The following is a 21,989-nucleotide window of genomic DNA, read 5'->3' as shown; positions in this document are numbered from 1 at the left end:
ATTGGTCAGCTTTCATATCCGATCATATTTTCACATGAAGATTAGGGGCATCCTCTTTAAGGATCGGGATTTTCCCATTATGTACGTTCCATAATGGTCATCGAACAATATATTTCTATACAATTAACTATTGAATAGAATAGGGCAAAACTTGTTCGCATTTTTAGAAAAGGGATAGGGATATAATTCAAGTAGTACTTCGAATACTCGAACTTTACACTCATAATATTAAAACAAATCCTTTTATATGGGAAATATGAATTACCTACATAATTCATTCGTAAAATATATTAATAGTTTGCTATATTAATTTTATCCTGCTATTTGTAAGCAGTAACCCCCTACTTATTATAATTTCACTTTATTCCATCAATAGCATACATCCAGCTAAAACCGGTGTCATAATCATCGAAAACCTCAAAAGCATTCGCGGTGCATAATTTGTAAACTTCGCGCCAATATATGCCCCTAACATGGTCCCAATTAATACTTGCAATAACAATATATAATCTAAATATCCTTCCGAACTATATCCTAGCCCGCCTCCAATTGCAATCGGTAATATAACAAGCATTGTTGTCCCTACAGATTGCTGAATCGTTAGTCCCAATAGAACCATTAATCCAAGCTGAATAAACGGTGCAGAACCAATCCCAAATGAACCAGCCATCATTCCAGTAACTAATCCAAGGCATATACATTTCAACAAGTAGTTCATGGAAAACTCTTTATGCTTATATAAAGATGACTGTTCTTTGTTTTGGAACATAATTAATTTAATAAACATAAAAATTGCCGATAAAAATAACATCCCAGCTGTAAACCAATGAAGAAGATGTGCTGGTATAAGTGAACCAAATTTAGAACCAATATAAGAGCCAATTGCGCCAAATCCCCCAACAATCCCGCCTATAATAAATGCAACATTGCCTTCACGGTAATGACTGACAACACCTGATAATGTCGTAAATGCCATTGCAGTTGAAGATGTTGCAAGAGCAACATGAATAGGAATATGAAATACTAAAGTGAGTATCGCGATAATAAACCCAGCTCCTCCAGCTCCAACAAATCCTAATAAAATACCCATTACTAACATTGTTATAATAATTGCCACAGACTTTCCCTCCAGTAACACAATTATCCATCATATTTATCCTTACATACAAATAAAAAGCATCCTAGACGGATGCTTTTTATTTCAATAATATGTACTTAATCTTGATTAATCAAAATAACCGCTGGACCAGCTACTACTACTCCAGCTACTTCTATTTTTTCAAATTCCTTTACTGTAATAGATATAACTCCTTCTCTTTCCATCAATTCTTTACTCAGGCCATCAGTCGGGATTGCTTTCACCGTCTTACCTCCTTTTCATTTATACAATATGATAAAGTGAAACTTTCATCATTGGGTTTTTGTCCGTACTTATTGATTATTAACGCTCACCAATCGGGCGAATAATCACCCAATGCATCTATATATATGCATCACCTCCGCTTTCATTCCTTATTCCACTCAAAAACCTTCTCCCCCTTCCGTGACATATTGAAAAATAAAAAAGAAGCTATAACATATAGCTTCCCTCTACGTTTCTTTAATCTTTATGCACCGTATATTCCATGACTTTACCATCTCTATCAAATTGTAAAATAAGCTGTTCGCTATCTATTGGAATAAAGCCACGTTCAGTCCCAAGATAATACAAAGTGATAACTCCTTCTTCCCCACTTCTCGTTTCCGTTGGGGCTCCTAACAATTGTGTAATTTCTTCATTTGATTTCCCTATTAATTTATATTTTTGTAATAGATCATCTACCATATGTACCCGCTTATCTGCATGATTTAACCATCTATTTTGATTAAACTTTGATGTATATTCATTTACACTTAGTTGTACAGTGCACACTATTAATGGTATGAGTGCTACTATTAAAACCCCCAACATTTGCTTCTTTTCTTCATTACGATTTTTAGAAACATATAAAATAACCCTTTGAATCATAACTAATAAAACAAATGGTATGAATACTACAAAAATGCTCCTTACACTTAAGGGTATATGGACCCTATCAATGACGAATATAAATACAATGTACATTACTATATACAAACAAAAATAGACATATAAAATGCCACGTAGCATAGCGTTCAGAAAGATCTCCCCTTTTAACTCACAATATAATTCATCAGGCTAATCATTTCTCGAATCTGTTCTAATTCTTGCTCTGTATATACTACTTTCCCTGTTAAGATTTCATTTCTAAAGAACATTACAATTTGCTCCCGATCTTTTAATCTAGGTGTTTCCTCACTAGAAAGGTCTACTATTGCTTTTCCATTTTTATTATAAAAATATACAACTGGTTTTACCTTTTCTTTTATACTATTAGCCTGCATTTCATTCAAACAATTGTATAAAATTTGAGATAGTTTCTTCGCCTTATATACTGGATTCCCTTCATTTTTCACTTGTATAGTTGACGAATCTTTACCTACTATATATTCAAATGTTTCTTCTTTATCAACTTCTTGTTGATACTTACCCATTTCATCAATCATAAATGAATATATACCAGCATTTTCTTTCGTTAAACCATGAATTAATTTCTCGTTCCATTCTTTCGTCTCCAGTAGATAAATACCAGTTTTGCACAAGATAAGATGATGGATTCGATTATCGTTTATTTCACTATTATTTTTAATAAAAACATTCGGCATGACTTGAAATTCAGCATCTAATATGATGCCTTGCTCTATGAATCCTCGCTTCATATAATGTAATGTTTCGTACGTATTCATTTCAGCACCGTTTTTAGTATATTCTCGTAAATTTGCAATTAATTTTTGAAACATATGTATTTCGTTATTATGTTTATTTTGCATTTCACTACGTTCTTTACTATGCTGCACAGCTAATTGATTTTTCATCATACGCATATTTTCAATTTCTCTATTTGCACTTACTTGTAAATCATTGTATTTTTTCTGTTCCATATTTTTTAAATTATTTTGTTGTTCTTTATGCTCTATCACCGTAGCTGCAATTTCATTTTTATACGTTTCAATCGCTTGTTTCTTTTCAAATTCTACTTGCTGACTCTCTGATTCTAACTGTTTATTTTTATAAAACAGCACAAATACTACAGCTAATAATATTAAAACCGCACCTATTAGCACATAATTCATATTTTTACCCCTTTATTTCATTTTCGATTATTTTTTATAAATATATCTACTATAGTATACTATGGTTTCGATATAGACTTTGTAAAAGTTGTATATTTTTAATAAAAGGCACCTCTGACGGGGCACCTTTTATTTTCACTCTATTGTACACCATACTGAATATAACTCGGATCGTAGTATATCCATTGATTTGTCCCTAAGCAAAGCCATCCATCTTGCTTACTCCATACTCGATACGATTCACCATGATGTAACTGTCTTATAACATTTCCATTTAATGATGGAGCATCACGCAAATTTACATTATCACCAGTAATAGTCGCCATATAATGTTTATACTGAATATAACTCGGATCATTATATACCCACTGATTTGTCCCTAAACAAAGCCATCCATCTTGTTCTCCCCAAACTTCATATGTTTCGCCACGATTCAATTGGCGAATTACACTAGACTGCAAAGATGGTCCACTTCTCAAATTCACATTATCTCCATTAATTATAGCAACCCCGTACACTGGAGTTGCATTATTAGGCGGGGAAACATTACCTCCACCACTTGCTCCATTCCCTTTTAAAGCTTCTAATGAAACTGCAGCTGATACATCACAATTTCCTACGCCTGAAATTTGTCCAGAATCTGTGTACTGCCACGCTGTCCACGCTGTCCATCCACCCGCATCAGCAGGCGGTGTACTCGAGTATTTAGCAATCCAAAGCGGTATATCACTTAATCCGCTAATTCCGAACTCATTAATATACCAAACTCCTGTATATAACATTACATCTTTTCCAGTAGCCTGTTTCACATAATTTATGAAGCTTCTTGCCCAATTCGATATAGCGTTACCAGTTAAATTACTGTTGCTCGGATCTGTTGGTGATTCTAAATCCAGAACTGGCATTAAGTCTGTCTGGTTATTTTGTAATATACTCACAAAATATTTCGCCTCTGAAATTGCATCATTTTGTTCTGGGCGTGCAAAATGGTATGCACCAATTAATACATTCGGATTTCGTGCTGCTTGTACATTCTTAGTAAAAGTAGGATCAATGTAGTTTACACCTTCTGTCGCTTTTGCATACGCTGCTGGAATTCCAGATGCCTTCACTGCATTCCAATCAATATTCCCTTCCCAATGAGACACATCAATAAACGTAACATTTGAACCTGATCTGTTTTGCATATAAAATCTCCTATCAATTTTTTTACTTCGTATACATACAATATGTACAAGTTTCATAAGAGGACACAACATTTATGCTATAGAAACAAAGAGTAAACATATTTTGTATACAAAATAAAAAAGACCTTGTATTACAAGGCCTTTTGCAAACTCACTTTATTTTGTAGCAAGTACATATTATAATACAAACCTTGCTCACTTAGTAATTCTTGATGTGTTCCTCTTTCTACTATCTCTCCATCATGCATCACAAAAATTTGATCTGCATCTTGAATTGTAGATAACCTATGCGCAATGGCTATCGTCGTTCTACCTTTTCGCATTTGTTGCAACGCTGTTTGAATAGCCTCTTCTGTTTCTGTATCGATATTAGCTGTTGCTTCATCTAATACTAATACTTTCGGATTCGTTGCTATCGTTCTAGCAAAAGCAATTAATTGTCGTTGACCGCTTGAAAATGCTGCACCTCTTTCTACTACTTCTGTTTCATACTGTTTTGGTAACTTTTCAATAAACGTATTCGCTTGCACAAATCGAGCAGCTTCTTTTACTTCTTCATCCGTAATTTCTTCATTATACATACGAATATTTTGCTTTACATTTCCAGCAAATAAAAATGCATCTTGCAATACGAGTCCTATTTTCTTTCTAATTTCTCGTTCTTCAAATTTTTCTAAATCTACACCGTCTATTACAATATTTCCTGACTTAATATTATAAAATCGCATTAACAAATTCATAATCGTACTTTTTCCGCTACCAGTATGCCCAACAAAAGCAACCGTTTGCCCTTGTTTCACGTGAAATGATACATTTTTTAAAACGTCACGCTTTCCATCATATGAAAAAGTAACATTTTTAAATTCAATATCCCCATCCACAACTTGAGGATTCTCATTGCCTTTTTGAACCGGTGCTAAATCTTTCTCGTCCATTAAATGAAATACACGTGATGACGAAACAAGTGCCTGTTGGAAAAAGGACAATTTCATCATCATCTCATTTACAGGTTGGAAAAAACGATGTATATAGTTAACAAAAGCATATAAAACTCCTACTTCAACAGGGCTCTTTAAAGCATCAATCCCAAATAAACCTAGTACTAACGCAATAGCTACAATATGCACTAAATCCGTAGCCGGTCGTAAAAGTAATGCGTCTAACTTCAAAGTACGTCGCCCTGCACTATAATGTTTATTATTCACTTCTTCAAACTCTTTTCTCATACGTTTTTCTTGTCTGAACACTTGAACAATATTCATTCCTTGTATGGACTCGTTCAATTTTGCATTTAACACGCTTAATTGATTACGTACTTCTAAATAAAAAGCTGCACTTTTCCGGCGATATAATACCATAATCGCAAACATGATCGGAATTAATACGAGAGAAAATAACGCTAATTTTACATCTAATAAAAACATCGCTATTAAAATACCTACTAAAAAGACTACATTTTTCACAAATGTTGATAATACACTAACATAAAAATCTTTAATCGCTTCCGTATCATTCGTTATACGAGATACGAGCGTACCAATTGGCGTACGATCAAAGAAACTTAATGACAGCTTTTGAACATGTTCATATACTTCGACTCGCATATCTTGAACAATCTTAAAAGCAATGTTCTGAAAGTACAATAAATTTAAATACGTAAATAATACTTTTAATAAATGAGCAACTATGTAAATTACAAATAAAGTAACGAGCGCTGATCGTTCAAAATCCCGCGGTACTAGGTGTTCATCGAGGAATTGTTTAATTAAAAAAGGCCCCATCATTTCCGTTACTGTCGCACCAACTAAAAAGATAAATGCTAAAGATAGCAACCCTTTATATGGCTTCATATAAGAAAGCAATCTACTTAAATCACTTCGCTTCTTCTCTACCATCATACGCCTCCTTTCTCGACTAAAGCTTCTAATTGCTGGCTTTCATACATTTCCTTATACCAGCCGTTTTCCTTCATTAATTCCTCATGTGTACCTCTTTGTACAATTCTACCTTCATCAACAACAAGAATAAGATTGGCATGCTGAATTGCACTTAATCGGTGTGCAGTAATAATCGTCGTTTTCCCTGCTCTTTCCCTCTTTAAGGCACTTAAAATCGTCTCTTCTGTTTTTGCATCTACTGCTGATAAACAATCATCCAAAATTAATATTTCAGCATTTGTTAATAAAGCACGAGCAATAGAGATTCGCTGTTTTTGACCACCAGATAACGAAACACCTCTTTCCCCTACTACTGTTTCATATCCTTCTGAAAATTGGAGGATGTCATTATGAATACAAGCAATCTCTGCAGCTTGGGTAATTTCATTATATGTAGCATCCGCCTTTCCAAAGGCAATATTCTCACCAATACTTGCTGAAAATAAAAAATGATCTTGCGGCACGTATGAAATGGCAGAACGGACACCATGAAGTGTTATATCTCGAATATCTCGCTCCCCAATTTTTAATTCACCATTAAAATGATCATACTCACGGATTAAACATTTTAATAAAGTCGTTTTCCCTGCGCCTGTACGTCCTACAACTCCTAGCGTTTCACCCTTCTTCAAATCAAAGTGAATATCGTTTAAATGTAACAATTCATTTTTCTTATACGAAAATGAATCAACGGCAAACGAAACATTACCGCTCGCTATTGTATGTACAGCATTTTCGCTATTTACTACATCTGATTTTTGTGAAAGAATTTTTTCTACACGGTCATATGAAGCACGCCCACGCTCCATAATATTGAATAACCATCCAAACGCTAACATTGGCCAAACAAGGGTACCTAAATATGTCGTAAATGTAACGAGATCACCTACTGTTAATTCACCTCTTACAACTAATACCGATCCATAACATACTGTGATTAAAAAAGAAAATCCAACGATAAGAGAGATTGTCGGATCAAATAACGAATCAATACGTGCAACTAACACATTTTTATGTACAACATCTTCTGATTTTCTTCGAAACGCCTGCAAATCTTCTTTCTCTTGTCCAAGCGAGCGAATCACTTTCATTCCACTCATACTCTCTTGCACTTTATCATTGATTTCCGAAAACGATTGCTGTGCTTTATGAAACCTTTTATGTAATAAAGTTCCATAATAATTTGTCGAAATAGCTACAATCGGCATTGGAATTAAACTTAATAATGTTAACTTCCAACTAATTGTAAAACCCATCGCTACGAGTACACATCCTCCGACAGCTAATGAGTCAACAAGCGTCAAAACACCTGCTCCAGCAGTTTGCTGGATCGCTTGAATATCATTGGTCGCATGTGCCATTAAATCACCTGTTCGATTTGACTGATAGAAAGATGGACTCATCTTTGTAAAATGTTCATATAAATTTTTTCGTAATTGGCGAGCTAATTTTAATGAAGACCCGAAAATCATAATACGCCATATGTAACGTAATATGTACATCGTAATACCTACAATTACTAATAGTACAACCCATTTTAGTAACTTATCGGTCGTCAATGTTCCATCATTAATTTCATCTACAACGATTCCAATTACTTTTGGTGCTACAAGTTCTAAAAGTGCAACGCCAAACAATAAAATAATTCCAGTTATGTACGCTCGTTTTTCTTGTTTAAAAAACCACGCTAAATTCATAAACACTTTCATTTTTTTCCTCCTCCCTTAAAATGAGCGATGTTTTCAGTTTACCAAAAATACAGAATTTTTAAAAGTTTTAAAAACTATAACTAACAAAAAGAAAGACACTCTTAGCGAGTGTCTTTTAGCGCTTATTTCATTTGTTGCTTGTTCATTGCGCTCATCATTTGATTGATTTTCTTTTGGGAAGGTTTTTGTCCCATTTGCATCATCATCATTTTTAACATTTGTTCGTTAATTGGTGGATTTTTTTGTAAGTAATTCATCATATATTTGCGGGCAATGAAAAATCCTAACGCCACGCCTGCTACTAGTGCTACTACGCCCACTAGAATACCTAACCAAATTGGCATATATTTTCCTCCTTCATGTTGTCTACCTTACAGTGTACTAAAACCTTTTCAATAAGACAAGATACAATTCGACATTTTTTACACATATGTTCGTACTTGTTTTAGAGGATTCAGCCATCCGTACTTTGTATTTTCATAATCCATAGCTAAAAATGTTAATTCACACTTTCTTAACACCTCAAAGAATGTCGTTTCCATAGAGACATTTCCAGAGGTATTCATACGAATATAGTGCGGTTTCACCATTATTTCGCCGTACTCCGCTCCCGTATAAAGTGTATGTGTATGATGTGTTCTATCATATTTACCAAGAACGAGCAAAGCTTGTTCTAATTTATGATGAATTTTCATTACTTGCAATGGCATCGTTATATACATCATTTGCTTATATAACACTTTTTTCTCCGAAAGGGACCCAGATTCTGAAAATCGAGCAAATAAATCAAAAAACAAATATTCACGACCAAAATAAGCTTTCGCAATATCCTCTTGAATTAAATACAATTCATACGTTTTCATTTTTCCACTCCCAATCTGGACAACCTTTTCTCTTCATTATATATAAGAAAATTTGCAATGATTGTCTGACTGCGGAGAGATAAAAAACTTTTTCTGTCGAAAAAACTCATTTACATAGAAAAACCTCTCCATGCCGGAGAGATTTTTCTGAAATCATTAAAGCATTTCTTTTACTTTACGAACAACGTTCTCTACAGTAAATCCATACTCTTCCATAATCTTCTCACCAGGAGCAGAAGCACCGAATGTATCGATACCTAACACATCTCCTTCAAGACCTACGTAACGGTGCCATCCGAATGTAGCACCCATTTCGATTGCGAAACGTTTTGTTACTGCTTTTGGTAATACAGATTCTTTGTACTCTGCAGTTTGAGCTTCGAAGCGATCCATAGATGGCATGCTGACAACAGCTGCGTCAACGCCGTCTACTGCTAATGCTTTTTGAGCTTCAACAGCTAGGCTTACTTCAGATCCAGTTGCAAGTAAGATTACATCAGCCGTTTCTTTCTTGCTTGCAGAAACTACATATGCACCTTTTGCTACTTTTTCATACGTATCATCTTTTGCACCTTCTAATGTTGGAAGGTCTTGACGAGTTAATACTAAAGCAGTTGGTTTGTTTGTAGATTCTAAAGCTAGTCTCCAAGCTGCAACAGATTCGTTACCATCAGCAGGACGGATAACAGAAACGTTTGGCATTGCACGAAGCGCTGCTAATTGCTCGATTGGTTCATGCGTTGGACCATCTTCACCAACAGCGATACTGTCATGTGTGAATACATACGTTACTGGCAATTGCATTAATGCTGCAAGGCGAATTGCTGGGCGTAAGTAATCAGAGAATACGAAGAACGTACCACCGTAAGTTTTTAAACCACCATGTAGTGCAATACCGTTCATTGCTGCACCCATTGCGAACTCACGTACACCGTACCAAATGTTTTTACCGCTGTAATCATCTCTTGTAAAGTCTTTTTCGTTATTCATGTATGTTTTGTTAGAACCAGCAAGGTCAGCAGATCCACCGAAGAATGATGGTACAGACTCTGCAATTGCATTAATTACAGCACCAGAAGAATTACGAGTTGCTGCTTTTGATCCTAATTCATAAGTTGGTAAGTTTTGCTCCCAACCTTCTGGAAGTTGACCGTTCATTGCTGCTTGGAATTTGTTTGCTAATTCTGGGTATGCTTGTGCATATTCACCTAGCATCGTGTTCCACTCAGCTTGCGCAGTTTCACCAACATCTTGTACTGTTTTACGGAAGTTGTCATATACTTCTTCTGCTACGTGGAAGTCTTGCTCAGCAGTCCAAGCATATGCTTCTTTCGTTAATTTTGTTTCTTCTACACCAAGTGGAGAACCATGTGAAGCTGATTTTCCTGATTTGTTTGGAGAACCGAAACCAATTGTCGTTCTTACTTCAATTAGCGTTGGGCGTTTTTCGTCAGCTTTCGCTTCTTCAATTGCTTTCGCGATTGCTTCAATATCGTTTCCATCCTCAACACGGATTACTTGCCATCCGTATGCTTTGTAACGATCTTCTACACTTTCAGAGAATGAACGATTTAAATCGCCATCTAATGAAATATCGTTTGAATCATAAAGCACAACAAGACGACCTAATTGTAAATGAGCAGCTAATGAAGATGCTTCAGCAGAAACGCCCTCCATTAAATCTCCATCACCACAAATAGCGTATGTATAATGATCTACTACATTATACGCATCACGGTTATATTTAGCAGCTAAATGTCTTTCAGCCATTGCCATACCTACAGCAGTTGCAATACCTTGTCCAAGTGGACCAGTCGTTGCATCTACACCAGCTGTATGACCGTACTCAGGATGTCCTGGAGTTTTGCTTCCCCATTGACGGAAGTTCTTTAAGTCATCCATTGTTACATCATAACCAGATAGGTGAAGTAGGCTGTATAATAACATTGAACCATGACCTGCAGATAATACGAAACGATCACGGTTAAACCACGTTGGGTTATTTGGATTGTGTTTCATAAATTGAGTCCATAATGTATAAGCCATTGGTGCTGCACCCATTGGCATTCCTGGGTGACCAGAGTTTGCTTTTTCAATCGCATCGATGGATAATGTGCGAATCGTGTTGATAGAAAGTTGTTCGATTGAATGTGACATGCTATTCTTCCCTTCGCTTATATTAGTAAACGTTTTATACATTTATATGATAGCTTCCCACGCAAGATTATACAACATGTATCGACAAATATGTTGATATTTTTTTGGTTTTTTATAAAAAAATCAATGTTTCCGGGAATGTATGGGCATTCAATATGACATACTTTTTCATTATTTTTATTTTAAAAAGAAAGGGAATTATCTGTATATTTATACAATTTTCTTCTATACTTACGTTTTAAAAAACATAAAAAAGCATCTAACTTCGATGCTTTTCAAATAAGTTAAACAATCCTTTTCCGAATCGAACTTGAAATCCAATCAATTATAATTACCATTAAAATGATACCTAATAAAATAATCCCAACACGAGACCAATTCCGTGAACTCAGCGCAAAAATTAAAAGTGTACCAATCCCTCCTGCTCCAATAACCCCTAAAATCGCAGCGGATCGTACATTAATTTCAAATCTGTATAACGTATACGATAGAAAATCCGGTAACACTTGTGGTAACACTGCATACCAAAGTATTTGAAAACGGTTTGCTCCTGTTGCTAGTAACGCTCCGTCGGTCCATTATCTATGTTTTCAATTCCTTCTGAATATAGTTTCCCTAACATTCCAATAGAATGTAATCCTAAGGCCAATACTCCTGCAAAAGAGCCTGGACCAACAGCTTTTATAAATAAAAGAGCCATAACTAATTCAGGAAACGTACGAACAAAACTAAGTACAAATTTCCCAGATCCTGAAGTTAATTTTCCACTACTCATATTCGTTGCCGCCCAAAAGGCAAACGGAACAGATAAAAATGCAGAAATAAATGTACCTAATATTGCAATTGCCAACGTATCAATTAATCCATGTAATAAATCTTCACCATCTGGCAAAGATACATACGACCAGTCTGGATTCAATATCCCTGTCATAATTGCTTTCGTAATTTCACCTGCTGTGTCCTTTATCCCCTCTAATGGCACTCCTGAAAAGGCCCATGCATATACAACTGTAAGTGCTATTAAAATAATCCAGCGATATATACTCGGTTTCTTCGGTTTTTGCACAATCATCGTCGTTCTATTCATTATAGTTTCTCCCGCAACAATGTACTAATGTAGTCAATTAACAAAACAACAATAAGGGTATAAATAATTATAGAAGCAGTTTGTTTATATTGTAAAAATCCAAGTGTACGATCATAATATAATCCAATACCACCTGCTCCTACTAAACCTAAAACAGCTGCTGCACGTACGTTCACCTCAAATGTATAAAGAACATAGGAGACAAAATGTGCTTTCACTTGCGGAATTACCCCATAAACAATCCATTGCACCTTATTAGCTCCTACCGCTGTCATCGCCTCTAACGGACCTGGATCAATTGATTCAATTGACTCATACAACAATTTCGCCACAAGCCCAATTGAGAAAAACGTAAGAGCTAAAATGCCTGGAAGTGGTCCTATTCCAAAAATAGCTACGAAAATAGCCGCCAATAATAAATCTGGTATCGTTCGTATAAAATTTAAAATCATTCGAGCTAGACTGTATAAAAATGTGTTAGTAAACACATTACTTGCCGCAAACAGTGCAAGTGGAATAGCTAAAATCGCTCCTAAAGTCGTCCCAATAATCGCCATACGTATTGTATCTAACATTGCTGTTGTAATAACTTGAAAATAACTCCAATCTGGCGGCACCATTTCTTTTAACAAATCCATCATATTAGGAAAACCAACTACTAGCTTTGAAAATGATGCGTCGACCTGTATACTACTTCCCCACAACAGTAAAATGACTAGAATAAACGTTAACATATGTTTTAACTTACTCGGCGGCTTCGGTATCGATTTCGAATATATCGTTACGTCACTCATTTAACTGCCACCTCTAACAATTCATTTTTCTGTGCTACATCTCCATAAATTTCAGCAAATTTTTCATCTGTCGCCTCTTCTACTGAACCATCAAAAACAATTTCTCCTGCATGTAATCCAATAATACGTGTCGCATATTGCCTAGCTAAATCAATAGAATGCAAATTCACAATTGTTGTAATTCCAAAATCTTCATTGATTTTTTTCAAATCATTTAATACTTGCTTTGTCGTAAGTGGATCTAACGATGCAACAGGCTCATCTGCCAATATGATTTTTGCTTCTTGTGCCAATGCTCTAGCTATTGATACACGTTGCTGTTGTCCTCCTGATAATTCATCAGCACGTGCATATGCTTTTTCTAAAATATTCACTCTTTTTAACGCTTGAAATGCGAGCTCCACATCTTCTTTCGGAAACAAACCTAACGTTGTACGTAATGTGGAATGATATCCAATACGACCAGCTAATACATTTTTTAATACTGTTGATCGCTTTACAAGATTAAAACTTTGGAAGATCATACCGATATCCCGGCGCATACGCCTTAATTCTTTTCCTTTCGCAGCAGTAATAGACTCACCTTCAATAATGATTTCTCCTTCGGTAATCTCATGAAGACGATTTACGGATCTGAGAAGTGTAGATTTTCCAGCTCCAGACAGCCCTACCATTACAACAAACTCACCTTTTTGAATTTTCAAGTTTATATTATTCAATCCTTTTGTACCATTTGGATACACTTTGGAGACATTTCGAAACTCTATCACACATCTTACCTACCTTCTATGTATTCAAAACGGCAAACTAACTGAAAACATCCCCTTTCAGCTAGCTGCCATTTTCATATGTATTATTGCGTTTTTACTTTCTTCCCATATTCACGAACGATATCAAATTTACTATCATCAGATTTAACATATCCTTCATGTGAATATACTTCTTTAATGATTTTGTGACCTTCCTCATTCTTTCCAATTTCAATGAAAGCATCTTGTAATTTCTTGCTCCACTCTGCATCTAAATCAGATCGTACAGAAATTGTATCGTTCGGAATTTTCTCAGTAAATTTCACTATTTTCGTTTGATCAAATATATTCGGATAATCTTTTTTTACAATATTACGAGCATCTTGGAATACAACAGCCGCATCTACGTCACCATTTAAAAGAGCAATAAGCGACTGATCGTGACCTTTTAATGTAACAGGTTTCACATCTTTTAACGGATCAATTCCCTCTTTTAATAGAACAGCTGCAGGCCATACATACCCTGCTGATGATGTTACATCTTGATAACCAATCTTTTTACCTTTTAAATCTTTTACACTATTTATATTAGAGTCTTTTTTAACAACAAACTCAGATTTATAATAATCTACTAAATCTTTTGTAGGAGCTCCTGTTTCATCATCTACTCCAAAACGTTGTGCTTGTAAAATTACATTTGCAGCCTTCTTTTCATGTGCTAATACGTACGCTGTTGGCGGTAAAAATCCTACATCTACTTGTTTAGATGCCATCGCTTCTACAATTGTATTGTAGTTCGTTGAAATACTAACTTTTACTGGAATATTTAACTTATCACTTAATAGCTTCTCAAGCGGTTTTGCCTTCGCCTCTAACGTATCCGCATTTTGAGAAGGAACAAATTGAACATTTAAAGTCTTCGGTACATACCCTTTTTTCGTATCTTCATTTTTACTTGCACTTGACTCTTTCGTTCCGCAGCCACTTAATAATCCCGCTGCTAGTACAACTGTTGTGCTCATTGCAAAAACTTTTTTCAACATGTTAATGCCTCCATTTTTCATTGTTATAAAATAACCTTTCATAAACATGAAGAAATATATCACATATTTTTACAAATAATTGATTATTTACAGAATCTTTACACATTCTATACACTCACATTAAAATTCTCTTCACATATTTGATATGATGAATTGGAAGATAACAATAGAAAAGGTGAGTCATATTGGAACAAAATCAAACTGTAACTTTAAACATCTTATTAACAAGCGATATACATGGCACTGTTTATCCTATTCACTACCAAGATAACTCCCCAGCAGAACTTGGTTTAGCTAAAATTTCTACTCTTATAAAAAAAGAACGTTCCCAAAATAGAAACGTTCTTTTAATTGATAATGGCGACTTTATTCAAGGCACACCATTTACTTATCATTATGTTACATACGAAAAAAACAAAAAAAACCCAATGTCCTTATTAGCGAATTACTTACAGTATGACGCTGCAATTATCGGCAATCATGAATTTAATTACGGGATGGATATATTAAATAATGCTGTGACTACTGCGAACTTCCCGTACCTATCAGCAAACATTTTAGATAAAAACAGTAAAAAACCTTATTTCGGGAAACCATATGTAATAAAACATATTGAATCAAATATAAAAATTGCTATTTTAGGTGTGACAACGCATTACATTCCCAATTGGGAACAACCCCATCACATTAAAGATTTACTATTTGAAGATGCATTAAAGACTACAAAAGAATGGGTTTCTTACATTCGCAAACATGAGAAACCAGATTTACTAGTCGTAGCGTATCACGGGGGAGTTGAACGAGATTTACAAACCGGGGTACCGACTGAAGTGTTAACAGGAGAAAACCAAGGATATGCAATGTGCCATGAAATTGAAGGTATAGATATTTTATTAACAGGCCACCAACACCGGGAAATTTCTCACACAATGGCTAACGGTGTAACAATTTTACAGACTGGATGCAATGGACACTCAGTTGGAAAAGTAAAAATAACATTCGAAAAAACAAAACATAAATGGGTGAAAAAAGAGAGTTCTTCTGAATTATTATCTGTACAAGGAGTTGAGGCGGACCAAGATGTACTTTCATTGGTAGCCGATTACGAAGAGAAAACACAAAAGTGGCTTGATCAACCTATTGGAATCATTCAAGGGGGCATGCAAATTTCAGATGCTATGCAAACTCGTTTGCATGATCATCCTTTTATCGAATTCATAAATAAAATACAGATGGATATAGCTAATGTATCAATTTCTTGTACAAGTTTGTTCCATAATACATCTCCAGGTTTCCCGGAACATGTAACAATGCGTGACATCGTTTCTAATTATATTTATCCAAACACATTAAAAGTAATTAGAATAACTGGAGCAGATATAAAAAACGCTCTTGAACTCTCTGCTTCTTATTTCACATTAAAAACAGATGGATCCATCACCGTAAGTCCTACCTACATAGAACCAAAGCCACAACATTATAATTATGATATGTGGGAAGGGATTTCATACGTATTAAACATTTCAAAACCAATTGGTGAAAGAGTAGAATCTTTACAGCATGACAGTGCTCCTCTTAATATGAATGAAGAATATGACGTTGTAATGAATAATTATCGTGCAAGTGGCGGGGGAAATTTCTTTATGTTTCAAAACAAACCGGTAGTAAAAGATATACCCACAGATATGTCTGAACTTATCGCTAATTATATATTGGAACATAAAACGATAGAAGCAACAGTTAATAACAACTGGAAAGTTATTAAATGACGATTTTTACAAATAAAAAAGATGGGCTTCGCCCATCTTTTAATTTAATTTTGCATTATCTTGCTTTTTTAAAGCTTTTAATTTCGTCGGTGTAACATCTGTACCTTCTTCGTTAACAACTTTAATACCTTTAAGTTCGTTTAACATATTTTGACGAAATCCTTTTAAATATTGTTCACGTAGCGATTGACGCTCACGTTGCTCTTCTTCAGTTAAACCTTCAGCTTTTGCTTTTTTCGCTAAGAAGTTAATGCGTTCAACGAGTTCGTGATTAATCATCTCGAATCCCCCTTCTAATCAAAACTGATTATTATCATACAATAGTTACTCTTCTTTATCAAGCAATTGCTTCGTATACTCTACATATCTACGATGTACAGTCGCCTTTGAAACATCATGACCAAATCCACGTAATGTTGCTGCAATTTCTTCAAACGTGAGTTCACTTTTTCGTAAACGTACAATTTCCTCAATTGGCACTTCTTTTTTCTCTCTTCCTACACTTAAATGACGATTTTTTAAATTATTTTCTGGACGATAACCTTTTTCTACTGCACGTTGCATACCTCGTTTAATTTTCAAATTATGAATCTTTCTTTGATATTCTTCAACAATACCAATAATATCTAATACCATCGAATCAGAATCCGACAATTGTAATTCACCATTATGTGTATGCGTATATACTTTTATGCCTTCTTTATGTAAACAATGCATTAATGCGATCTTCGCATTTCCTCTACCAAGGCGCGTTTCATCTTGTATAAGTAACACATCGATTTGTTCGTCTCGAATTGTATCCAACACCTCTAATATACCGTCACGTTCAATTGTATATCCACTAGCCTGCTCTTCAATCACCTTAGTAACATTCATTTGATAGCGCTCAGCTAAATGCAATAATTCATCTTTTTGACGTAATAATGATGTTTCTTGCGCTTCTTTCGTTGTACTCACACGTGCATAAATAATTGCATTCATTTTGAACCCCTCTTTCTCCCTATTATTTCCCTATAGTGTAACATAAATCCGCCATTTGTTCGAACTTATGTTTGTAGAATGTTTTTTCACATGTTATACTTATTAATAAGAAAAATGAAAGAAAACGAGGTGTTAGAAAACATGGAAAAGTTAACGAAACGCCAGCAAGACATTCTCGACTTTATTAAGCTAAAAGTACAAGAAAAAGGATATCCACCTTCCGTACGTGAAATTGGTCAAGCAGTCGGCCTCGCTTCTAGTTCTACAGTGCACGGACATTTATCACGATTAGAAGAAAAAGGATACATTCGACGCGATCCAACAAAACCACGTGCCATTGAAATTTTAGGTGAAGACCGAATGGATACGGAAACACAATCTGTTATTCAAGTTCCAATTGTCGGAAAAGTTACTGCTGGTTTACCAATTACAGCGGTTGAAAGCGTAGAGGAACATTTCCCACTTCCAGCTAGTATTGTCGCTGGAGCAGACCAAGTGTTCATGTTACGTATTTCTGGAGATAGTATGATTGAAGCTGGTATTTTCGATGGAGATCTAGTTGTTGTTCGCCAACAACAGTCTGCATATAATGGTGAAATTGTAGTCGCTTTAACAGAAGATAATGAAGCAACTGTTAAACGTTTCTATAAAGAAAAAGACCATTTCCGTTTACAACCAGAAAATTCTTCATTAGAACCTATCATTTTAAAACAAGTGTCAGTTATCGGGAAAGTAATTGGCGTATATCGTGATTTACATTAAAAAATAATAAAAAGAAGATAATTACCTTATTTATATACGGTAATTATCTTCTTTTTTGTATTTTGATAGATTTCCATGCATTCTATTTCTTATTAACGAGTTTTAATCGTCACATCTCCAGCAGCCGTTTTACCACTAATCTTTTTACTACCATTTCCAATTGTTACGTTTTTATTTTCTTCATTAAAAATTGTTACATCTCCGGCAGCACTTTGCCCAGTAATTACCGCATCTTGTGGTTTTTCCGATAAAGTAATATCTATATCTCCCGCAGTTGAACTTGCTTCTAGATTATACTTAGAATCATGATCTTGAATATTTATTTCCCCACTTGTTGTTTTTGCGGTCACTTTCCCTAATACCTTCTTAAAATTCACCTCACCAGCTTTTGTCGATCCCTCCACATTCTTAGCCGTTATTTGTTTCAACTCTACTTCTCCAGCAAGTGTTCTAACACTTACGCTATCACTTTTCACATCACTCATTTCGATTTGTCCAGCAGATGAATTTACTTTTACATCTTGGTAAGAGCGTTCGGGCACAAGGAGAGTCAATTTAGACGTTTGAAACCTAAAATCGTAAAAAGAAAAATCAAATGAAGCACCTTTTTCTCTTTCCCCAATAACTTTTAATGTGTCACCATCTTCTGCGATACGAATCTCTTGTTTACGTACATCTCCTGATTGCTTGATATAAAAAGAAGAGTCAGGAGATTTTTGGACAATAATATCCCCGGCATCTAACTTAACTTCTATATTTTTTAATGTTTCGTTTTTAATTACATTTTCTTTATCGCCTTTTTTAGCAGTTTGTACTGCTTTTTCATATGTTTGGGAAATTCCTATTACTCCAATAATGATACAAGCAATAGCGATTAAAAATAGTTTTTTCATCATTTACTCTCCTTTTATCATTTTGAAGTTCCATATTACATATCGTACACACAATCTCTTAAACCACTTTGTACTATAAAAAGCGATAATACATAACAATAAACCTACTCCAACAAACGTTATACTAACGAAAAGATCCAACCATATAAAAGTACCCATAAATACTTTTCCAATAACGAAAAATGGTGTTACTACACTAGCAATACCACCGATCCAAAAAGAAAATATAAAAGCAATAATTGCGACTAACGGTCCTAACACAATAATAAAATTAAACAAACTAAGTCCAATCGCTGCCATAACAGCTCTTGTCACATTTGAAGTCGATGGATTTTTTTCATTTCATCGAAGCGATACATCGCAAGTAATTCTTTCGCTATTACTTTCGGAGAACCAAGGCCTTGTATTATTTCTGATTCAGTTTTCCCCTCTTCTAGTCCAAACTGAAAGTGCTCTTCATAATCCAATAAAATATCTTGCCTCTCTTCCTCTGGTAACTTTCTAAGATAACTTGATAATTCTTTAAGAAACCCTTCTTTACTCATCCCATTCCACCCCTTCAATAATTTCTTGTACCCCTTTCGCAAAATCACACCATTCTGTTACTAACAAATGAAATTGCGTCTCCCCTTGCTCTGTTAATTGATAATATTTACGAGGTGGCCCTTCCGTAGATTCCTTTAAATACGTTTGAAAATACCCTTCTTTCGTCAAACGACGTAATAAAGGGTATACTGACCCTTCCGATATTAAAAATTTATTAGAAATTTGCTGAACAAGTTCATAACCGTAACTATCTTTACGTTTTACAAGTGCTAATACACAAAGTTCAAGCACACCTTTTTTAAACTGAACGTTCAAGTGCCATCCTCCTTCCCTATCTCAGTACTGTTCAATACACGGTACCTAATTTATCCATAATATACCACTTAGTATTATTTATTGCAAGGTACTAAGCTATATTTATTCCCTAAATTTAGAAAGCGAACTAACAAATCCCTGAATAAGACTGTGTTATAACTAAGCATTCTTCAAGGTTTCATTTCATTTACATTAAATATTAGACTTCATTCACTCTTTCCTCTTGAAGAATCCACTACAACCTTATTCACTATAGCTAATGAGAAAAAGCCCCAATACTTATCGGTATTAGGGCTTTTTCTCATTATTATATATTAATTGAATCTCTATTTGAGAACCTACATACGCGACAAATAATTTAATATCATATTTTATTTCTCATCCCCGTTTCCCAATATTTTTTGCTTAACATCTGATAAATCCTTTGACAACGAACTAAATGCTTTTGCTTGTTCTTCAATGACCTGTTGATTTTTTTCAATAACTTTTTGATATTGTTCTTCGCGCTGTTCATTCTTTTTTTGCGTAGTAAACAGCATCCACACAAATAAAGCTGCGAATGCTCCTTGTTGAATCATTGAATTGAAGATTTGTTCTTCCATCGTTCTCATCTCCTTTTCAAAAATTAAAAAGAATCACACGAGTGACCCTACTCTAATATCCTTATCTCACATTAAAATGTTCTTCTTTTACCCATGTATTTTGTCCAATATCGATATAACCATCTTTTCTTGCAAAAATCCCATATGGATAAGATCCATCTACATTTCCTTTATAATTTCCATTTGGACCATCATATGTGTTAATACCATAACCTGCTGGATATTTTGAATAAGCATGGAACCACTCTACTTCAAAGTGTTCTTCTTTTGCCCATGCTTCCCAACCTAGGCACAACATATTTTCATTCCCACCATACCAAGCAGCATCTATAATTAAATATGGCATTTTTGTATTAATGACATGACCTGTGAACCAGGCATCTTTTCCAGGGCCACTATATAAATTGATACCCGATCCTTCTGGGTATTTAGATGTTGCGATACCTAGCCCTTTTGGTTGTAGTGGTTTATTATTATCTTTATTAAATGTTTTGTTTATCTTCTCAATAAATTGATCCAATCTTCCTTCATCAAGCATTCGATGTGGGCAATGCTTTCCACTCCATGATTTATGTGTACGTATATTATTAATTGTAATATTAAATTGTTTCATTAACTGAGCAATAACAATTACTGCATTATCTTCTGCTTTATAATATCTATCTCCACCGCTTAAAGAGTAACAAATTTCTACCCCGATAGATTTACGATTACCATTCCCGTTACCATCACCGGCATGCCAAGCATTACGATCAAACGGAATACCTTGTACCGCTTCTTTGTCATCTACTGCAACATGAAACGACACTGAATTATTATTTCCAATCATATACGATATCTCATTTTCTGCTGATGCATCATTGTACGTATTATGTACTGTGATGAATTCTGGTGTCATTGTATTGGGACACTTTATACCATATTTACTTGGATCCACTAATTTTTTTCTAATTTCCATTACTGAACATCTCCTTTTTCTTTTATTTTTTATCATTTAAAATTCCACTGAATTATTAAGTACATCTAGAGACTAAATACTCATACGGGCCGTATTTTATATAATAGGCTATGGTCCTCACATTCAAAAAAGAAAAAGAGCAACCTTTTACATCAGTTGCTCTTTCAAAAATTCCACTCTATATTCTGCACAGCATTTTACAGATATTACTCTCACCTCAAGAGGTATGATAACAAGTTTTTTCATCCTACTTAATACATACAGATTTAAAGATGTTATCTTACATTAAAGTGCTCTTCTTTTACCCATGTATTTTGTTCAATATCGATATAACCATCTTTTCTTGCAAAAATCCCATATGGATAAGATCCATCTACATTTCCTTTATAATTTCCATTTGGACCATCATATGTGTTAATACCATAACCTGCTGGATATTTTGAAT

General features: G+C 34.7%; 21 protein-coding genes and 2 pseudogenes. 2 read left to right on the top strand and 21 right to left on the bottom strand.

Going from position 1 to position 21,989, the window contains the following annotated elements:
- Window positions 1-361: 361 nt before the first annotated feature.
- The 14 genes and pseudogenes from MR169_RS19820 to MR169_RS19755 form a co-directional block, all read right to left on the bottom strand.
- Window positions 362-1,117: a sulfite exporter TauE/SafE family protein gene (locus MR169_RS19820; RefSeq protein WP_242319886.1), complete on the bottom strand. Its 756-nt coding sequence runs from the start codon at window positions 1,115-1,117 to the stop codon at window positions 362-364.
- 98 nt (window positions 1,118-1,215) lie between these two features.
- Window positions 1,216-1,362, bottom strand: a complete 147-nt coding sequence (locus MR169_RS19815) for a BC1881 family protein (protein ID WP_242319885.1) — start codon at window positions 1,360-1,362, stop codon at window positions 1,216-1,218.
- Between the two features lie 238 nt (window positions 1,363-1,600).
- Complete coding sequence (locus MR169_RS19810) at window positions 1,601-2,149, bottom strand: hypothetical protein (RefSeq protein WP_000943758.1); 549 nt, start codon at window positions 2,147-2,149, stop codon at window positions 1,601-1,603.
- Window positions 2,150-2,172: 23 nt separating this feature from the next.
- Window positions 2,173-3,192: an NERD domain-containing protein gene (locus MR169_RS19805; protein WP_001110277.1), complete on the bottom strand. Its 1,020-nt coding sequence runs from the start codon at window positions 3,190-3,192 to the stop codon at window positions 2,173-2,175.
- Window positions 3,193-3,332: 140 nt separating this feature from the next.
- Window positions 3,333-4,379 carry a GH25 family lysozyme gene (locus MR169_RS19800; protein WP_242319884.1) on the bottom strand — a complete coding sequence of 349 codons (1,047 nt, stop codon included), beginning with the start codon at window positions 4,377-4,379 and terminating at the stop codon, window positions 3,333-3,335.
- Between the two features lie 131 nt (window positions 4,380-4,510).
- Window positions 4,511-6,274 carry an ABC transporter ATP-binding protein gene (locus tag MR169_RS19795; RefSeq protein ID WP_000229517.1) on the bottom strand — a complete coding sequence of 588 codons (1,764 nt, stop codon included), beginning with the start codon at window positions 6,272-6,274 and terminating at the stop codon, window positions 4,511-4,513.
- A complete protein-coding gene (locus tag MR169_RS19790) occupies window positions 6,274-8,025 on the bottom strand; it encodes an ABC transporter ATP-binding protein (protein WP_242319883.1) in 1,752 nt (583 codons plus the stop codon). The genes MR169_RS19795 and MR169_RS19790 overlap by 1 nt, the downstream gene beginning before the upstream one ends.
- A gap of 122 nt (window positions 8,026-8,147) precedes the next feature.
- Complete coding sequence (locus MR169_RS19785; protein WP_001123317.1) at window positions 8,148-8,369, bottom strand: YneF family protein; 222 nt, start codon at window positions 8,367-8,369, stop codon at window positions 8,148-8,150.
- 78 nt (window positions 8,370-8,447) lie between these two features.
- A complete protein-coding gene (gene sirA, locus MR169_RS19780; protein ID WP_242319882.1) occupies window positions 8,448-8,888 on the bottom strand; it encodes a sporulation inhibitor of replication protein SirA in 441 nt (146 codons plus the stop codon).
- Window positions 8,889-9,044: 156 nt separating this feature from the next.
- On the bottom strand, window positions 9,045-11,045 hold the full coding sequence (gene tkt, locus MR169_RS19775) for a transketolase (protein WP_242319881.1): 2,001 nt from the start codon (window positions 11,043-11,045) through the stop codon (window positions 9,045-9,047).
- Window positions 11,046-11,329: 284 nt separating this feature from the next.
- Window positions 11,330-12,132: pseudogene (phnE, locus tag MR169_RS19770) on the bottom strand (phosphonate ABC transporter, permease protein PhnE).
- Window positions 12,132-12,926: a phosphonate ABC transporter, permease protein PhnE gene (gene phnE / locus MR169_RS19765; protein ID WP_001286372.1), complete on the bottom strand. Its 795-nt coding sequence runs from the start codon at window positions 12,924-12,926 to the stop codon at window positions 12,132-12,134. The pseudogene phnE (MR169_RS19770) and the gene phnE (MR169_RS19765) overlap by 1 nt, the downstream one beginning before the upstream one ends.
- On the bottom strand, window positions 12,923-13,696 hold the full coding sequence (gene phnC / locus MR169_RS19760) for a phosphonate ABC transporter ATP-binding protein (protein ID WP_000569246.1): 774 nt from the start codon (window positions 13,694-13,696) through the stop codon (window positions 12,923-12,925). The genes phnE (MR169_RS19765) and phnC overlap by 4 nt, the downstream gene beginning before the upstream one ends.
- Before the next feature lie 83 nt (window positions 13,697-13,779).
- Complete coding sequence (locus tag MR169_RS19755) at window positions 13,780-14,718, bottom strand: phosphate/phosphite/phosphonate ABC transporter substrate-binding protein (protein WP_000915058.1); 939 nt, start codon at window positions 14,716-14,718, stop codon at window positions 13,780-13,782.
- A 185-nt stretch (window positions 14,719-14,903) separates the two neighbouring features.
- Here MR169_RS19755 and MR169_RS19750 point away from each other — a divergent pair, with 185 nt between their 5' ends.
- Window positions 14,904-16,487: a bifunctional metallophosphatase/5'-nucleotidase gene (locus tag MR169_RS19750; protein WP_193533097.1), complete on the top strand. Its 1,584-nt coding sequence runs from the start codon at window positions 14,904-14,906 to the stop codon at window positions 16,485-16,487.
- A gap of 39 nt (window positions 16,488-16,526) precedes the next feature.
- Here the strand turns inward: MR169_RS19750 and MR169_RS19745 are convergent, their stop codons facing one another.
- A complete protein-coding gene (locus MR169_RS19745; protein ID WP_000607015.1) occupies window positions 16,527-16,766 on the bottom strand; it encodes a DUF896 domain-containing protein in 240 nt (79 codons plus the stop codon).
- Between the two features lie 45 nt (window positions 16,767-16,811).
- Window positions 16,812-17,468, bottom strand: coding sequence for a YneB family resolvase-like protein (locus tag MR169_RS19740; protein WP_000991470.1), 657 nt, complete (start codon window positions 17,466-17,468; stop codon window positions 16,812-16,814).
- 141 nt (window positions 17,469-17,609) lie between these two features.
- On the opposite strand from MR169_RS19740, the gene lexA reads away from it, so the two are divergent.
- Window positions 17,610-18,230: a transcriptional repressor LexA gene (lexA, locus tag MR169_RS19735; protein ID WP_000413738.1), complete on the top strand. Its 621-nt coding sequence runs from the start codon at window positions 17,610-17,612 to the stop codon at window positions 18,228-18,230.
- Between the two features lie 92 nt (window positions 18,231-18,322).
- Here lexA and MR169_RS19730 read toward each other — a convergent pair whose 3' ends face one another.
- The 5 genes and pseudogenes from MR169_RS19730 to MR169_RS19710 all read right to left on the bottom strand — a co-directional run bounded on the left by MR169_RS19730 (window position 18,323) and on the right by MR169_RS19710 (window position 21,544).
- The gene (locus MR169_RS19730) at window positions 18,323-19,126 is read right to left on the bottom strand and encodes a DUF4097 family beta strand repeat-containing protein (protein WP_000976240.1); all 804 of its coding nucleotides are present in this window, start codon (window positions 19,124-19,126) and stop codon (window positions 18,323-18,325) included.
- Window positions 19,127-19,668 (bottom strand): annotated as a pseudogene (locus MR169_RS19725) (DUF1700 domain-containing protein).
- Window positions 19,661-19,984 (bottom strand): PadR family transcriptional regulator, encoded by a 324-nt coding sequence (locus MR169_RS19720; protein WP_001102627.1) that lies wholly within the window; start codon window positions 19,982-19,984, stop codon window positions 19,661-19,663. The pseudogene MR169_RS19725 and the gene MR169_RS19720 overlap by 8 nt, the downstream one beginning before the upstream one ends.
- A gap of 371 nt (window positions 19,985-20,355) precedes the next feature.
- Window positions 20,356-20,586: a BhlA/UviB family holin-like peptide gene (locus tag MR169_RS19715; protein ID WP_000392443.1), complete on the bottom strand. Its 231-nt coding sequence runs from the start codon at window positions 20,584-20,586 to the stop codon at window positions 20,356-20,358.
- Between the two features lie 61 nt (window positions 20,587-20,647).
- Window positions 20,648-21,544: a peptidoglycan recognition protein family protein gene (locus MR169_RS19710; protein WP_242319880.1), complete on the bottom strand. Its 897-nt coding sequence runs from the start codon at window positions 21,542-21,544 to the stop codon at window positions 20,648-20,650.
- Window positions 21,545-21,989 lie beyond the last annotated feature (445 nt).

Source organism: Bacillus cereus group sp. BfR-BA-01349 (assembly GCF_022663795.1).
Lineage (GTDB): Bacteria > Bacillota > Bacilli > Bacillales > Bacillaceae_G > Bacillus_A > Bacillus_A cereus.
The sequence above is the reverse complement of the archived record's forward strand: the minus strand, read 5'-3'. Positions and strand labels throughout refer to the sequence as shown.

What these genes read in the sequence shown, in the direction of transcription:
- MR169_RS19810 (WP_000943758.1), bottom strand. Translation starts at nt 2,149, where the DNA reads ATGCTACGTGGCATTTTATATGTCTATTTTTGTTTGTATATAGTAATG.
- MR169_RS19805 (WP_001110277.1), bottom strand. Translation starts at nt 3,192, where the DNA reads ATGAATTATGTGCTAATAGGTGCGGTTTTAATATTATTAGCTGTAGTA.
- MR169_RS19800 (WP_242319884.1), bottom strand. Translation starts at nt 4,379, where the DNA reads ATGCAAAACAGATCAGGTTCAAATGTTACGTTTATTGATGTGTCTCAT.
- MR169_RS19795 (WP_000229517.1), bottom strand. Translation starts at nt 6,274, where the DNA reads ATGGTAGAGAAGAAGCGAAGTGATTTAAGTAGATTGCTTTCTTATATG.
- MR169_RS19790 (WP_242319883.1), bottom strand. Translation starts at nt 8,025, where the DNA reads ATGAAAGTGTTTATGAATTTAGCGTGGTTTTTTAAACAAGAAAAACGA.
- MR169_RS19785 (WP_001123317.1), bottom strand. Translation starts at nt 8,369, where the DNA reads ATGCCAATTTGGTTAGGTATTCTAGTGGGCGTAGTAGCACTAGTAGCA.
- sirA (WP_242319882.1), bottom strand. Translation starts at nt 8,888, where the DNA reads ATGAAAACGTATGAATTGTATTTAATTCAAGAGGATATTGCGAAAGCT.
- tkt (WP_242319881.1), bottom strand. Translation starts at nt 11,045, where the DNA reads ATGTCACATTCAATCGAACAACTTTCTATCAACACGATTCGCACATTA.
- phnE (WP_001286372.1), bottom strand. Translation starts at nt 12,926, where the DNA reads ATGAGTGACGTAACGATATATTCGAAATCGATACCGAAGCCGCCGAGT.
- MR169_RS19755 (WP_000915058.1), bottom strand. Translation starts at nt 14,718, where the DNA reads ATGTTGAAAAAAGTTTTTGCAATGAGCACAACAGTTGTACTAGCAGCG.
- MR169_RS19745 (WP_000607015.1), bottom strand. Translation starts at nt 16,766, where the DNA reads ATGATTAATCACGAACTCGTTGAACGCATTAACTTCTTAGCGAAAAAA.
- MR169_RS19740 (WP_000991470.1), bottom strand. Translation starts at nt 17,468, where the DNA reads ATGAATGCAATTATTTATGCACGTGTGAGTACAACGAAAGAAGCGCAA.
- lexA (WP_000413738.1), top strand. Translation starts at nt 17,610, where the DNA reads ATGGAAAAGTTAACGAAACGCCAGCAAGACATTCTCGACTTTATTAAG.
- MR169_RS19730 (WP_000976240.1), bottom strand. Translation starts at nt 19,126, where the DNA reads ATGATGAAAAAACTATTTTTAATCGCTATTGCTTGTATCATTATTGGA.
- MR169_RS19715 (WP_000392443.1), bottom strand. Translation starts at nt 20,586, where the DNA reads ATGGAAGAACAAATCTTCAATTCAATGATTCAACAAGGAGCATTCGCA.
- MR169_RS19710 (WP_242319880.1), bottom strand. Translation starts at nt 21,544, where the DNA reads ATGGAAATTAGAAAAAAATTAGTGGATCCAAGTAAATATGGTATAAAG.